This window comes from Candidatus Acetatifactor stercoripullorum, assembly GCF_944382095.1.
In the GTDB taxonomy this organism is placed as follows: Bacteria; Bacillota; Clostridia; order Lachnospirales; family Lachnospiraceae; genus Acetatifactor; species Acetatifactor stercoripullorum.
Window position 1 is genome coordinate 39469 of sequence record NZ_CALWMU010000004.1, and the last position, 14280, is coordinate 53748.

12 protein-coding genes are annotated in these 14280 nt (G+C 49.9%); all 12 read left to right on the forward strand.

Going from position 1 to position 14280, the window contains the following annotated elements:
* Nucleotides 1-5 precede the first annotated feature (5 nt).
* The 12 genes from SHK35_RS02075 (at nt 6) to SHK35_RS02130 (ending at nt 14264) form a co-directional block, all read left to right on the forward strand.
* Nucleotides 6-563 carry a GNAT family N-acetyltransferase gene (locus SHK35_RS02075; protein ID WP_318708335.1) on the forward strand — a complete coding sequence of 186 codons (558 nt, stop codon included), beginning with the start codon at nt 6-8 and terminating at the stop codon, nt 561-563.
* A 4-nt stretch (nt 564-567) separates the two neighbouring features.
* Entirely contained in the window at nt 568-1626 is a 1059-nt protein-coding gene (gene pseI / locus SHK35_RS02080) for a pseudaminic acid synthase (protein ID WP_318703018.1), read from the forward strand.
* Complete coding sequence (pseG, locus tag SHK35_RS02085; protein ID WP_318708336.1) at nt 1623-2687, forward strand: UDP-2,4-diacetamido-2,4,6-trideoxy-beta-L-altropyranose hydrolase; 1065 nt, start codon at nt 1623-1625, stop codon at nt 2685-2687. Before pseI ends, pseG begins: the two co-directional genes overlap by 4 nt.
* Nucleotides 2688-2700: 13 nt before the next feature.
* Entirely contained in the window at nt 2701-3570 is an 870-nt protein-coding gene (locus SHK35_RS02090; RefSeq protein WP_318703021.1) for an SGNH/GDSL hydrolase family protein, read from the forward strand.
* A gap of 46 nt (nt 3571-3616) precedes the next feature.
* Nucleotides 3617-5170 carry a glucosyltransferase domain-containing protein gene (locus SHK35_RS02095; protein ID WP_318708337.1) on the forward strand — a complete coding sequence of 518 codons (1554 nt, stop codon included), beginning with the start codon at nt 3617-3619 and terminating at the stop codon, nt 5168-5170.
* 13 nt (nt 5171-5183) lie between these two features.
* On the forward strand, nt 5184-6137 hold the full coding sequence (locus tag SHK35_RS02100; protein WP_318708338.1) for a glycosyltransferase family 2 protein: 954 nt from the start codon (nt 5184-5186) through the stop codon (nt 6135-6137).
* Nucleotides 6138-6146: 9 nt separating this feature from the next.
* A complete protein-coding gene (gene rffA / locus SHK35_RS02105; RefSeq protein WP_318703024.1) occupies nt 6147-7274 on the forward strand; it encodes a dTDP-4-amino-4,6-dideoxygalactose transaminase in 1128 nt (375 codons plus the stop codon).
* Between the two features lie 11 nt (nt 7275-7285).
* A complete protein-coding gene (locus tag SHK35_RS02110) occupies nt 7286-8722 on the forward strand; it encodes a hypothetical protein (RefSeq protein ID WP_318708339.1) in 1437 nt (478 codons plus the stop codon).
* A complete protein-coding gene (locus SHK35_RS02115; RefSeq protein ID WP_318708340.1) occupies nt 8691-10457 on the forward strand; it encodes a DUF6044 family protein in 1767 nt (588 codons plus the stop codon). Before SHK35_RS02110 ends, SHK35_RS02115 begins: the two co-directional genes overlap by 32 nt.
* A 15-nt stretch (nt 10458-10472) precedes the next feature.
* On the forward strand, nt 10473-12206 hold the full coding sequence (locus SHK35_RS02120; RefSeq protein WP_318708341.1) for a hypothetical protein: 1734 nt from the start codon (nt 10473-10475) through the stop codon (nt 12204-12206).
* A 22-nt stretch (nt 12207-12228) separates the two neighbouring features.
* Nucleotides 12229-13305 carry a DUF6077 domain-containing protein gene (locus SHK35_RS02125; protein WP_318708343.1) on the forward strand — a complete coding sequence of 359 codons (1077 nt, stop codon included), beginning with the start codon at nt 12229-12231 and terminating at the stop codon, nt 13303-13305.
* Nucleotides 13306-13493: 188 nt separating this feature from the next.
* Nucleotides 13494-14264 carry a hypothetical protein gene (locus tag SHK35_RS02130; RefSeq protein WP_318703029.1) on the forward strand — a complete coding sequence of 257 codons (771 nt, stop codon included), beginning with the start codon at nt 13494-13496 and terminating at the stop codon, nt 14262-14264.
* Nucleotides 14265-14280: the final 16 nt, after the last annotated feature.

Consider the following 14280-nt stretch of genomic DNA (forward strand, 5'->3'; position numbering starts at 1 on the left):
TAAAAATGAGTGTGACCTTGCATCCCATACAGGAAGAAGACCTGGAAAATATTATGCGATGGCGCATGGATGAAGAAATTACCCGATACATGAATACAAATCCCAAGCTTACGTTAGAGGGACAAAGAAAATGGCTGGCCTCTATACGAAGCAATGAGGATGTGAGATATTGGCTCATACGGGTGGACGAAATTCCAGCGGGAGTGATTAATCTGACGGGACTCAAAAATCCGGAAGGAAACCTAGGATGGGCCTATTACATGGGAGAAAAAAGGCTCAGAAGCCTGAAAACGGCATTGTCCCTTGAGATGAGCATGTATGACTATGTCTTTGACAGTCTGGGAAAAACGGCGGTGTATTCCGATGTCTTTACCCAAAACCAGGGAGTCATCCAGCTGCATAAAATGTGCGGCTGTGAAATCGTGGAGGAGAAAAAAGGGCATATTCTCAAGGAGGGTGTCGCCTATGATGTGACCTTTATGCGGATGACAGCGGAACACTGGATGCAGATACGAGGGGACAAAAAATATGAGAAAATAGATTTTAAAAACGGAGAGGTGTAGCGTTATGAACAAGGAAATTGTCATTGGGGAACGAATGATCAGTGAAAACGCGCCGGTGTTTGTTATTGCAGAAATGTCTGCGAACCATCTTATGGACTTTGACCGGGCGGTGAAAATTATGAAGGCTGCAAAAGATGCGGGGGCGGATGCGGTGAAGATACAGACCTACACGCCGGACACCATCACCCTTGACAGTGACGATCCCTGCTTTCAGATCACCCAGGGCACCATATGGGACGGAACTACTCTGCACAAACTTTATGAGACTGCGTATACGCCCTGGGAGTGGCAGCCAAAGCTGATGAAGATTGCACAGGATATGGGACTTATCTTTTTTTCCTCGCCCTTTGACCTTTCCAGCATTGACTTTCTGGAAGAAATGAATGTGCCCGCTTATAAGGTGGCCAGTTTCGAGATTACGGATATTCCCTTTATCCGTAAGATTGCCCGTTTGGGCAAGCCTATTCTTATGTCTACGGGCATCGCCTATCTTGCGGACATAGAGCTGGCCCTTAAGACCTGCAGGGAGGCTGGCAATGAAAATGTGATTCTATTAAAATGCACCTCAGCCTATCCGGCGCCTTATGAGGAAATCAATTTAAAGACCATTCCTTCCATGGGGGAGGTGTTTGGCTGCCTGACAGGACTTTCTGATCACACCATGGGAAGCGCTGTGGCAGGAGCCGGAGTTGCCCTGGGTGCGAAGGTGGTGGAGAAGCATCTTACCTTAAGGAGAGCGGATGGAGGCGCAGACGCAGCCTTTTCCATGGAGCCGGAGGAATTTAAGGAAATGGTGGAGCATATTCGGCAGATTGAGAAGGCTGTGGGGAAGGTTACCTATGAACTGACAGAAAAGCAGAAAAAGAGCAGAGAACATTCCCGCTCGCTTTTTGTGGCCCAGGATATGAAGGCGGGAGACGTATTTACACCGGAAAATCTCCGTTCTGTAAGACCGTCCTGCGGACTGCATACCATGTATTATGAAGAGCTTTTGGGAAAGAAGATCAGCCGGGACGCCAGACTTGGCACGCCTATGAGCTGGGATTTGGTGGATTTTTCATGAAAAGAAAGCAATACCTTTTTCGGGCGGACGGAAATGCCCGTATAGGGGCGGGACATCTGATGCGGTGCTTGACCATCGCCAGGGCTCTTTCGGAGAGACTGGGATCACCGGAGCAGATTTTATTTTTATGTGCGGATGAGGCCTCCGGGGAGCTGGCGGCGAGCTATGGCTTTTTGGTGCATGTGCTTCACACGGATTTTCAAAGGATGGAGGAGGAGCTTCCCCTGTGGGAGGCATTGCTTCAGGAGAAAGAAGACCTCCCCGGGGGGGACAAAAGTGAAAGGGGACAGAGAAAAATTGTGGTGGACAGCTACTATGTGACGGATGTCTATCTGCAGAACGTGGCCCGCTGGGGAGAGGTATTCTTGCTGGACGATATGCACAGCCGCCCCTTTCCTGTGGATGCTGTGATCAACTATAACATCTTTGCAGACCAAAGGAGCTATGAAAGGCTGTATGAAGGACGCAATACAAAGCTGTACCTGGGAAGCTGCTATGTGCCCTTAAGACCCCAGTTTCGTAATAGAAATTGCCGGGTATCTGCAAAAGTGCGCAGTGTACTGATCACCACCGGTGGAGGAGACAGGGAGAATATTGCTGGTAAAGTGCTTGACTGTATTTATAGAAAAGGGATACACTTTCACATAACGGCGGGAAGCTTCTCCCCAAATTTCAGTGCATTAAAGAAGCTGGAAGAAAAAAGGGAGGGTGTGATCATACACCATAATGTGCAGGATATGGCAGGACTTATGGAGCAATGTGATCTTGCGGTGACAGCAGCGGGAACCACGGTTTATGAGCTTTGCGCTGTGGGCGTTCCTTTTTTGTGCTTTTCCTATGCGGAAAATCAAGAGGAGCTGGCAGCGTACCTGGGGAATCATGGGATTGCCGTAAATGCAGGAGCCTTCCATCGGGATGCCCTGGGTGTTTTGGAACGGCTGGGAGAGAAGTTTGGGTATTTGTGTGATGATGTACAGGCCAGAGCAAGCTTAAGAGAGAGGATACGAGCTGTTGCGGACGGCCAAGGTGCGGACAGACTGGCCTGGATACTGGCACAATAGAGGATTTCAGGAAATGACTGGAGAGAAAGCGGGAATGAAGGGACACGGACTTTCTGGCAAAATTTTATACGGAGTCTTGGCAGCGGCGTTTTTTGTGCTTCTTTTTGCGCTCACTTATTCCAGCCGGGAGAACAGACAGGAGAAAACCCAGGTGAGGATCGTGGTTTTGGGGGACAGTATCATGGGAATCGTCCGGGATGAGACCTCCGTCACGGAAAAGCTGGCCGCTTATCTGGGAGAGCCTGTGTTTAACGGGGCCCTGGGGGGCACCTGCTTAAGCCGCATGGACACGGAAAAACGCATGGGATATTCCAAGGATGCCTTGTCCATGGCCGGGCTGGCAAAGGCCATAGAGGCTGGTGACTTCGGCGTACAGCAGACAGTGCGGATCAGAGAGAGCGCTACGGAATATTTTGGAGATACCATAGACGAGCTGGAAAACATTGATTTTTCCGCTGTGGAAATTCTCATTATCGGACACGGGCTCAATGATTACCACGGCGGTGCGGTGATGTATAATGAGGAGGACCCCTATGATGAATACACCTTTACTGGGGCTTTGCGAAGCAGTATCACATCCATCAGGAAGGCGTACCCCGATCTGCGGATCATCCTTGTGACACCCACCTACAGCTGGTATACGGTGCAGCAGCTTACCTGTGAAGAGCTGGATGCGGGTTATGGCATTCTGGAGGATTTTGTGGAGGCGGAAAAGCAGGTGGCGGCAGAGCTGGGAGTGGAGGTCATTGATCTGTATCACGATTTTTATCCCCACGAGAGCTGGTCTGATATGGAGCTGTACACAGTGGACGGGCTGCATCCCAATGAGGCGGGACGGGAAATGATCGCAAGAACCCTGGCGGAATATTTAAGGACAGATTAAAGCATAAGCCAGGAGCTGTTACAAATTGAGGAAAGGAAGGATAAAAATGTTGACTCCCACTGAGGCATTGCAGTCATTGAACAGGAGAATCAAAAGGGAATGGAAAATCGCCTTTTTATCGGCGTTTATTCTGGGGCTTTTGATTCATATGCCTGTCATGCTGTCGGATATTCCCAATCATGACGGCTTAGACAGCATGTATTTTGATCAGAATATGATTACCTCAGGCAGGTGGTTTTTGATGATTGCCTGCGGATTTTCCTCTTATTACACACTTCCCTGGCTCATCGGAGTGCTGGGCCTTTTGTTTTTGGCCCTTTCGGCAGCGGCGCTGACAGAGCTTTTGGAGGTGAGGGACTCTGCGGCCATAGTGCTTATCAGCGGGCTTTTGGTTTCCTTTCCGGCGCTGGCATCCACCTTTGCCTATGTATTTACCCTGGACGGCTATATGCTGGCTCTTTTTCTGGCTATACTGGCGGTGCTTTTTACGAAAAAAAAGCGTCTGGGCTTTCTGGGCGGAGGCATCTGCCTGGCATTCAGCATGGGAACCTATCAGGCGTATGTGTCCGTTGCCATGCTGCTTAGCATTTACTGTATTCTTATGACGCTTATGGACACGCTGACCCTCAGGGAAAAGCTGCAAAAAAGTCTGCGCTATTTGTATATGGGCTTGTTGGGGGCGGGCATGTATTACGTTATTTTGCAGGTGCTCCTGCGGATTCAAGGCAAGGAGCTGGATACCTACCAGGGGATAAACACCCTGGAGAGCGCCGGGGCTTCGGGGGAAGGACTGATGGAGATGCTTGCCGTTTCGTACAGGGACTTTGGGGCCTTCAGCCTGAAGGGAAATGTGTTGTTTAACGGATGGATTTCAGCGGCGGCAATTATAATTCTGGGAATTTCGGCAGCCTGGACCCTTACAGCGCTGTGCCTTCGGAAAAAATGGTGGAAGAATCCGGCATTTTTCGTTATAATGGCATTATTGGCAGCTGTGCTGCCCCTTGTGACAAACGCCATCCTGTTTATTTCCCCGGATTTGACTTATCATCTGCTGATGCGGTATCAGTGGGTGATCTATCTGATCGTCATGACAGCCTTTGTGAGCAGATACGCAAAAGCTTTGCCCGGGAACGGAGCTATGCAGTGGTGCGCCCTTTTGGGGGCAGGAGCTTTGGTGTTTCACTACGGCGTCACGGACAATATCGGATACTCCAATCTGGAAAAGCGTTATGAGAAAACCTATGCCTACTGTGTCAGGCTGCTGGACCGGATAGAGCAGACGGAAGGATACTATCAGGGCATCCCCATTGCCATTGTGGGCGTGGTGGGGGATCATCAGTTTCCTCTTACGGATATCACGGGGGATGTGACTTCCAACATGATCGGTTTAAATGGGGACAGCCTGTTATACACCAGCGATAATTATGAGGCATTTATAAAAAACTATCTGGGAGCTACTTTGAATTTCCTGCCTGCCCAGGCTATGGAGGATATTTATGAATCCCCGGAATATGTGGAAATGGAAAGCTTTCCGGGCAAGACGTCCACAAAGGTAGTGGATGGAATTTTATATGTAAAGACGGAAAATGTGAATCACTGACGGAGGATAAAAAATGGCCTTGCTATCCATTGTACTGCCCGCTTATAATGAGGAGCAGAATATTTCCAATACGGCTCGTGTGCTTTCAGGCATACTCACGGAAAATCAGATCGAATACGAACTGGTTTTTATCAGCGACGGCTCCAGAGACGGCACTTTTGAAGAAATCCGAAAGGAAGCAGAGAGAGACCCTCGAATCAAGGGAGCGGAATTCAGCCGTAATTTTGGCAAGGAAGCAGGGATATTTGCGGGACTTGCCATGGCATCGGGGGATGCCGTGATTGTCATGGACTGCGATCTGCAGCACCCTCCGGGGGCGATTCCTGAAATGTGGAAAAAATGGAAGGAAGGGGCAGAGATCGTAGAAGGGATCAAAAAGAGCAGGGGGAAGGAAAGCCTGGGACACAAGCTGTCAGCCGGGCTGTTTTATAAGATAATGAGCCGTCTGATTAAGATGGACATGAACGCCTCCTCGGATTTTAAGCTGTTAGACCGCAAGGTGGTGGATGTGCTGTTAGGGCTGCCTGAACGGAATACCTTTTTCAGGGCGCTGACCTTCTGGTCAGGCTTTCGCACGGAGACGGTTTCCTATGAAGTGCAGGAGCGCCAGTATGGAGAAAGCAAATGGTCTTTTTTCAGTCTGATGAAATATGCGGTGGCAAACGCAACCTCCTTCAGCACACTGCCGCTGCAGCTGGTGACGGTGATGGGAATGATTTCCATTTTATTCAGCATTATACTTGCGGTACAGACTCTTGTGAAGTATCTTATGGGAACTGCTGTAGAGGGCTTTACCACAGTGATTCTTTTGATCTTGATTATCGGAGGGTTTTTGATGCTGAGTCTGGGCATCATCGGGCATTACATTGCAAGAATCTACGAGGAGGTCAAGGGGAGACCCAAATATATTATCAGCAAGGTGACGGACAATGTTCAGGGCAGTGTGCTTGGGGCATGGAAGAGATAGGAGGAGCTTATGATCAATTTTAATGTGCCGCCTTACGAAGAGAAGGCTGTAGATTATATCAGGGAGTGCGTGGAGAACCAGAAAATATGTGGGGACGGGCCCTATACCCACAAATGCAATGAATGGATAGAGAGGCGGACGAAAACGGCAAAATGCCTGCTGACCACCTCCTGTACCCACGCCACGGAGATGGCTGCGCTGCTTGCAGGCGTGGGGCCGGGGGACGAGATTATTATGCCCTCCTATACCTTTGTGTCCACAGCGGACGCATTTGTGTTAAGAGGGGCTGTGCCTGTGTTTGTGGATATCCGGCCGGATACCATGAATATGGACGAAAATCTCATAGAGGCAGCGATTACAGACAAGACCAAAGCGATTGTGCCGGTGCATTATGCAGGGGTAGCCTGTGAGATGAATAAAATTATGGAGCTTGCAGACAAATACGGTTTGATGGTCATTGAGGATGCAGCCCAGGGCATCATGGCCTCTTATCAGGGAAAGGCGCTGGGAACCTTTGGGGACTACGGGTGCTTCAGCTTCCATGAGACGAAAAATTACAGCATGGGCGAAGGCGGCGCACTTTTGATACGGGATGAGAAGAATGTGGAGGATGCGGAGATCATACGGGAAAAGGGAACCAACCGCAGTAAATTTTACAGAGGGCAGATCGATAAATATACCTGGGTGAATTTTGGCTCCTCTTATCTCCCCAGCGATATGAATGCCGCTTACCTCTACGCCCAGCTGGAAAAGGCCGATGAGATCAATGAGGCAAGACTTTCCTGCTGGAACCGTTATTACGAGAATCTTAAGCCTTTGGAGGAAGCAGGAAAGGTGAAACTTCCTGTGGTGCCGCAAGGCTGTGTCCACAATGCCCATATGTTTTATATCAAGGCGGCGGATTTGGAGGAACGGACTGCTCTGATCCAGTATCTGAAAGAGAATGGCATTTTGTCCGTATTCCATTACATCCCGCTGCACACGGCTCCCGCCGGGCGGAAATTCGGCCGCTTCCACGGGGAGGACAGATATACTACAAGGGAGAGCGAAAGACTGGCAAGGCTTCCTATGTATTATGGTTTGACCCTTGATCAGGTGGACTATATCAGTGACACCATCAAAAAGTTTTATCGCTAACGGAGATGAGTATGCAGAGGGCAGTCAGGCATATATCTGCCATTCTGGGCAGAGTGATTTTCATAGGCTTTTCCATCCAGATCGTCTTTGGCATGACCTGGATGTGTCTGAATTTTTCCAAGCTTCCGCAGTTTGGGGAGAGCCTTTTTTACGTGGAAATCAGCAAAAACTTTATATGCGATGAGTATACGGGAATCCTTTATCCCGTGTTTTTGCTTTTGGCAAGAGGGATTGAGGGGCTTGCGGGACTTCCCTATTATTGCGTGATGTATGTGGTGCAGCTGCTGGTAGCCTGCTATGCGGCCCACCGGCTTTTGATGGGGCTGAAAAAAACAAAGAGAGCCCTGAATCTCTGGGGGAGTCTGGCCGTCCTGACGCTGCCCATGGCCATGCAGTGCCATCTGGCGGTGCTTCCCTATTCTCTTGTCTCCTCCTTTTTTCTGCTGGAGCTTTCTATTTCTCTGGAGACGGTGCGAAAGGGTATGCTGCGGGTAAGGCAGATGGTGAAACTTGCGTCCTTCTGGCTTTTGTGCGCTCTGCTTTTGCCAGAATATCTGCTTCTGGGGGCCATTCCCCCGGTGCTTGTGCTTCTTTGGGGGCTGGTCCGGATTTTTGGACTGGTTCGGAGAGGGAACTGCCAGGAAACAAGACGTCAGGACATTTGGCGGTTTGCCAGACAATTTGTGATTTTCTTGGCCTTTGGGGCAACGATCATAGGAATGAACAGTCTGACGCAGGTAAAGGGATATTATGGAAAAAACGAAAAAAGCCTGGAGGCATGTCTGGTAAGCCGTACGGCGTGGACCAGTCTTATGTCCTATTATGAAGGCTTTCCGGAACAGCTTCGGGAGATCTTAGACTGGGGAGATGTCCAAGCCAGCGCTTATTATGCAGACAACATGGCTATGGTGTTTGGCCCGGCAGTGGAGGAGGCCCTGGGAACGGAGGAAGCCCGGGAATTTTTCCTTGCCCTCTCCAAACAGGCCTGGGAGCAGAACCGGGCACATATTCTCCATGAGATTGCCTGGGATGCGGCGGCGTACACAGTCTCTCCCATTGCGCTGCAGATGCAGCTTACAGGCAGAGGATATGATTCCTATTCCGGGAGAAATTATGAGATCATGCGCCATTACACGCCGGTGCTGTCCCGGATTTATATGGATTACAGCTGCTGGTGGTTTGCGGCAGCGCTCTGCCTTGGGGCGATTCTTGGGGTATTTTGTATTTTTCTGGACAGGAGCCTTATTTCAGGCAGAAATTTCTTTTCGGTCCTTATTCTGGGGGTGTCCTGTTTGGGACTTATCTTTTGGTATACCATGCAGGGAGCAGGAATGATGGACTATAAAAATACCATAGGGGTGACCTGTGTGTGGATGGTCTTTAGCCTTTTGCTGATGGAGAAAGGGATGGGTGCGTATGCCTGCACAGAAGGAAATAAAACTGCATAATATCTGTTTTTTTCTGGGCTTTGGCGCCGTCCTGGCAATGCTTGTGCCTTATCTGATCTTAGGGCAGGACGCCATTGTAACCTATCATGATCAGCTGGACGGAGAACTGATCGGCTATATGCTGCAGGCGAAGCATCTCTTTGACGGGAATCTCCTGCCGGAATTTATGAACGGAGCCGACAAAACTGCACTGACGCTGCCTGCGCCCGGATTTGTGCTTCTTTTTTTGGTCATGCGTCCTTTTTGGGCACTGGTGTCTATGCAGCTTCTGGGAAGTCTGTGCGGCTATGTAGGAATGTACCTTCTGACAAGGGAAATTCCAAGAGCGCATCCGGCGGCTGCCATGGCTGTGGGAATTCTATACGCATACCTGCCCTTTCTGCCGGTATACGGGCTGTCACAGTATGGGCTGCCCCTGCTTTTCTGGAGCTTCCTTCAGCTGAGGAATAAAAAGTACAGAGCCTTTGCCTTTGGGTATAGTGCAATGTACGCCTTATGCTCTTCCCTGGTGCTCATCGGCTTTGGGGTGATCGGTATGGGACTTTTGTGGACGCTTCTGCCCAGTCAGAGGGGGCGCCGCCGCCTGCCCCTTTTTTGCCTTGGGATGATGACGGGAATCTATGTAGTGGAAAATTTCCGCCTTTTGGGACAGCTGCTTGGGTGGATACCAAGCGCGGTTTCCCACAAGGAGGAATATGTTTTGACGGCGGAGCCCTTTTGGAATAGTCTCCTTACGGGCTTTCTGCAGGGAGGGCAGCACAGTGGAGACTACCACCAGTGGATTTTGGGAGGAGCCGTTCTTGCCGGGGTGTTTTCTCTCCTCACCGGGGCTTTCCGGCGGGAAAAGGAACGGAAGATTCTGGGGGCCATGGGGATTTCTCTCGGGGTGACTTTTCTGCTTGCTCTGGTATCTGCCCTCTGGGACAGCGGCCTGGGAATTTTGCTTCGCACAAGGCTTTCGGTTCTGGGAGCTTTCCAGGCGGATCGGCTTTTGTGGCTGGCTCCCTGCCTGTGGTATCTTTTGCTGGCCTGTGAGCTGGAGCTTGGGCTTTGCCTGCTTCACTTTGTGAGAGGGGAAAAGAGAGCCCTTTCAGGCAGCCTTGTGGCGGGACGGTTTCTTGCGGGGGCAGGACTTTTTTGTTTTGCAGCCGTGACGATTCTAACGGGGGTGGAGGTTTTAAGAAACAGCAATCTAAAGCCCAATGTGCAGAAGCTGCGCAACCCCGACTATGGTCTTTTGTCCTTTCGGGATTATTACGCCATAGGCGTGATGGAGCAGGTGGAAGCATATCTTTTGGAGCAGACAGGACAAAAGCCGGAGGATTATCGGGTGGTGAGCCTTGGCATTGACCCTGCCGCCGCGCTTTATCAGGGATTTTACTGTCTGGACGGGTATTCCAACAATTATTCCCTGGAATACAAGCACAGCTTTCGTGAGATTATTGCTCCTGAGCTGGAAAAGAACCAGTATTTACAGGAATATTTTGATGATTGGGGAAACCGCTGTTACTTGTTTTCTGCGGAATGCCCCGGCTATTATACCATAGAGAAAAATGGATTCTATTTTCAGGATTACGCCCTGGATGTGTCCGCCCTTAAGGAGCTGGGAGGAAAATATCTGCTTTCCGCCGCCTGGATTGAAAATGGGGAGGAGACGGGGTTTAGGCTGGTGAGAGAGGAGCCCTTTGAGACCCAGGACAGCTATTACCGTATTTTCCTATATGAAATTTTATAAACTTGTGAGGCGCCCATGAAAAAAGGAAGGTTAAAAGAAAAAAGCTGGGAAATTGCAGCCATACTGCTTTGTGTGATCGTGCTTTCCTTTGGCATATCCCAAAAGGAAGGCTACCACATGGATGAGTTTTTAAGCTTCGAGCTTGCCAATGGGGAGTTTAATCCCTGGATTGTGCCCACCCAGCCCCAGGGGAGACTGGCTAAGTTTGTGGAAAATGAGATTCGTGGGGAAAGTTTTTCCGAAACCATGGGAAACCTCTGGAGCACATGTAAGGATGTGATACAAAACAGGGGAAACAGCAAGCTTTTGTCCTATCAGGCGGATGTCTATGAGGAACCGGTGTGGATTGGCGCGGAGGAATTTTCGGATTACATTACCGTGGATGATAAGGACGCCTTTAACTACGCCTCCGTGTATTTCAATGTGAAGGATGACAATCATCCTCCGCTGCATTTTATGCTGCTGCACACAGTGTGTTCCTTGTTTCGGGGACAAATCAAGCCCTTCATGGGCTGCGTGATCAATCTGACAGCAGCTGTTGGCACGATGCTTCTATTGATGAGGCTGGGACGGCAGTTTGCCTGCCTTTTTGGAATACCGGACAAGGCGCGGCTTTCGGGAATTTTAGCGGCTCTTTTCTACGGACTTTCCACCGGGGCCATGGCCTGTGTGCTTCTCATACGGATGTATGGGGTATTGACCTTTTTCTGTGTGGCGTTTTTTTACATTTGTATGCAGAAATGGCAGCACAGTGGGTTTGAAAAGAAAAATTTCAGGCTGATTGCAGTTACGGTGCTTGGCTTTTTGACCCAGTATTTTTTCCTGTTTTACTGTATTTTTTTGTTTCTTACCCTGGCTGCAGGGCTTCTTTGGAAACGGCGTTTCAGAGAATGCCTTTGCCTGGTGCGATCTATGGTGATTGCGGCTGCGGCAGGCATTTTACTGTTTCCCTTTGCTCTTTCGGATGTGTTTTCCAGTTCCCGTGGGGTGGAGGCCCTTGAGAATCTGGCCGCCGGTGTTTCCGGCTATGGACAGAGGCTGTCTGCCTTTTTGGAAATCCTGGTCTCCAGAACCTTTGGGAATCTGATGTGGATTTTATGCGCCATGGGGCTGTGCTGCGCAGTGTGGGGGCTTGTGTGCCTGCAAAAGAAAAAAAAGCCTCTGGCCGAAATCTGCCTGCTTTTCGTACCTCCTGTGGGCTATTTCTTTTTGGCGGCCAGAATGTCCCCTTATCTGGTGGACCGGTATATCATGCCGCTGTTTCCCTTTGTGTGTCTTTGGGGTGCCCTTGCGCTGGTTTTGTGGCTGGGAAAGCTGGAGGGCTATTTTGGCAATAAGAAGGGCATTTTTGCGGGGACAGTCTGCGGCATCTGCCTGCTTTGGCAGGTTCTTGGGCTTTTTGACTATGACGGCAGCTATCTTTATCGGGGTTACGAAAAACAGGAAGAGCTTTCCCAGGAATATGCCTCCCTTCCCTGTATCTGCGTCTATGAAGGAGTGGGTTATTATGAGAATCTGCTGGAATTTACGCATTATGAAAAAACCCTTCTTGTGCGTCTGAGCGAGCTGATTGAGAGAAGGGACAGGGAATCTGTGGCCTCTTTGGAGCAGGCAGTGGTTCTGGTAAAATCTGAGGCGGATTGGGAAGAGGTTTTGACTGTGATGGAGGAGGTCTACGGTCTGTCTCTCAAGCAGGAGCTTCTTGCGGACAGTGTGCATCAAGATCGAATCTTTTTGCTTGGAAAGTAAGGGCTGCTTTGATGCCCAGGGCATGGAGAAGAAAATGTTAATGACGGTGATAGGAATTTTGATTTTATGTATATGGCTTTTTGTGATTCCCATTTGGGTGGGAGAGCTTTTCGTGGGCGCAGACAGGCTGGCAGGGAGACTTCCCTTCCGCCTGATAAACGGGCAGCTTTGCCTGTGGGGCGGGTTTCAGCTTTTATGCGTTCCCCTGGTGCTGGCTCAAAAGGATTACCGATTTTTAGTCAGGCTGTTTTTGGCCTATACGGTGGTTCTTTTGCTTGGGGCTGCAGTCCTTTTCCTGAGAAGAAGAAAACGGCCTGCTCTTTATGTGGTGCGGGAGCACAGCTTTAAGGAGAGAAAGGTGGAAACAGCAGCCTGGATTTTGTTTTGGGTTTTGCTGCTTTTTCAGCTGGTGCAGGCGGTTGTGATGACCTATGCGGACGGAGACGACGCTTATTATGTGGCCGTCTCTTCCATAACGGAGAATGCAGGAACCATGTACCGCAAGCTTCCCTATACGGGAGGCACCACAGAGCTTGATGCAAGGCACGGGCTGGCGCCTTTCCCCATCTGGATTGCCTTTCTGGCCAGTATGTCGGGAATCCGTACCGTCAGCGTGGCTCATGTGGCGGTTCCCGTGGCTTTGATTGCCATGACCTATGGAATCTTTTATCTGATTGGAGAAAAGCTTTTTGCCAAAAGACGTGAGTGTGTCCCTGTATTTTTGATTTTTACGCAGCTTTTGGTGCTGTTTGGAGATACCTCCTTTTACACTGTGGAAAACTTTATGATTGCCAGAAGCCGCCAGGGGAAGGCTGCTCTTGGCAGTATCATCATACCGGCCCTGTTTCTGCTTCTTTTGCTTTTGCTGGAAAAGATTCAGGAGAAAGAGAAAATTCCTCCGGGGTTTTGGGTTCTCTTGGGAGCGGCCATGACGGCGGCCTGTCTTTGCAGCACCATGGGAGCATTGCTGGTCTGTATGCTCATGGGAATCACAGGGATATGCGCGGCGGTCTGCTTTCGAAAATGGAGCGTGCTGCTTCCTATGGGCTGCTGCTGCATTCCCTGCGTGGGCTTTGCAGTGCTGTACCTGCTTTTGTAAAGAAATGAGTGGGGAAATAGTGTAAGAGGTGCTGCATATTTCAACACAGACACGCTTTCGCTCCGAGCTAACCGCAGCGGTACATAAGGCTGCAGAGGACGCAGTCTAAGTACCGGCGGTTAGCAAGGGTCTGTTTATGAAACATGCAGCACCCCCACCTCATCGAGTTCGTATAGGAGGAAAGCCTTATGTGGAGTGAGATAACCACATTGTTTCGGGATTATATGGGAACCGGTCTGATTGTGATCTGGTTTTTTGTTTCGGCTGTATATCTGTTTGTGGTGGAAAAGAGAAAGCATATCAGAATCCTTTTTTTGTATGTGCCTGCCATTCTATTGCTGTTTTTTTTCAATCCTTTGTTTGCGCGTCTGGTATACAGCGTTGCGGACAGTGAGATTTATTACCGGATTCTTTGGCTTCTGCCCATTACACTGGTGAATGGCTTTGCGGCCGCGCGGCTTTACGGGCAGCTTAAGGGGAAGGGCAGGTATGTGCTGGCAGCATGTCTTGCGGGGATAATTGGGGTATCTGGCAGCTTTGTGTACAGCAACCCTTTTTTCAGCAGGGCAGAAAATCTTTATCATGTGCCTCAGAGCGTTGTGGACATCTGTGATGCCATAGAGGTGGAGGGACGGGAGGTGATGGCTGTTTTCCCGGCGGAGCTTCTGCAGTATGTGAGGCAGTATTCTCCCGTGGTATGTATGCCCTACGGCAGAGAGATTACAGTGGAAAGGTGGAGTCACTTAAGTGATCTCTACGATGTGATGGAGGCAGAGGTAATAGACGCCCGGGCGCTTTCCCAGCAGGCAAAGGCGGAAATGTGCCATTATGTGATTTTGCCACAGGATAAGGAAATCAACGGAAATCTGGAGGAATACGGATATGTGGTTTTTGGAAGCACACAAGGGTATGTGATTTACCGGGACACCACTCCGGAGTGGTGGAACTTCCAGAGCTGACAAAAAAGAAGAAGAA

What these genes read in the sequence shown, in the direction of transcription:
- SHK35_RS02075 (WP_318708335.1), top strand. Translation starts at nt 6, where the DNA reads ATGAGTGTGACCTTGCATCCCATACAGGAAGAAGACCTGGAAAATATT.
- pseI (WP_318703018.1), top strand. Translation starts at nt 568, where the DNA reads ATGAACAAGGAAATTGTCATTGGGGAACGAATGATCAGTGAAAACGCG.
- pseG (WP_318708336.1), top strand. Translation starts at nt 1,623, where the DNA reads ATGAAAAGAAAGCAATACCTTTTTCGGGCGGACGGAAATGCCCGTATA.
- SHK35_RS02090 (WP_318703021.1), top strand. Translation starts at nt 2,701, where the DNA reads ATGACTGGAGAGAAAGCGGGAATGAAGGGACACGGACTTTCTGGCAAA.
- SHK35_RS02095 (WP_318708337.1), top strand. Translation starts at nt 3,617, where the DNA reads ATGTTGACTCCCACTGAGGCATTGCAGTCATTGAACAGGAGAATCAAA.
- SHK35_RS02100 (WP_318708338.1), top strand. Translation starts at nt 5,184, where the DNA reads ATGGCCTTGCTATCCATTGTACTGCCCGCTTATAATGAGGAGCAGAAT.
- rffA (WP_318703024.1), top strand. Translation starts at nt 6,147, where the DNA reads ATGATCAATTTTAATGTGCCGCCTTACGAAGAGAAGGCTGTAGATTAT.
- SHK35_RS02110 (WP_318708339.1), top strand. Translation starts at nt 7,286, where the DNA reads ATGCAGAGGGCAGTCAGGCATATATCTGCCATTCTGGGCAGAGTGATT.
- SHK35_RS02115 (WP_318708340.1), top strand. Translation starts at nt 8,691, where the DNA reads ATGCCTGCACAGAAGGAAATAAAACTGCATAATATCTGTTTTTTTCTG.
- SHK35_RS02120 (WP_318708341.1), top strand. Translation starts at nt 10,473, where the DNA reads ATGAAAAAAGGAAGGTTAAAAGAAAAAAGCTGGGAAATTGCAGCCATA.
- SHK35_RS02125 (WP_318708343.1), top strand. Translation starts at nt 12,229, where the DNA reads ATGGAGAAGAAAATGTTAATGACGGTGATAGGAATTTTGATTTTATGT.
- SHK35_RS02130 (WP_318703029.1), top strand. Translation starts at nt 13,494, where the DNA reads ATGTGGAGTGAGATAACCACATTGTTTCGGGATTATATGGGAACCGGT.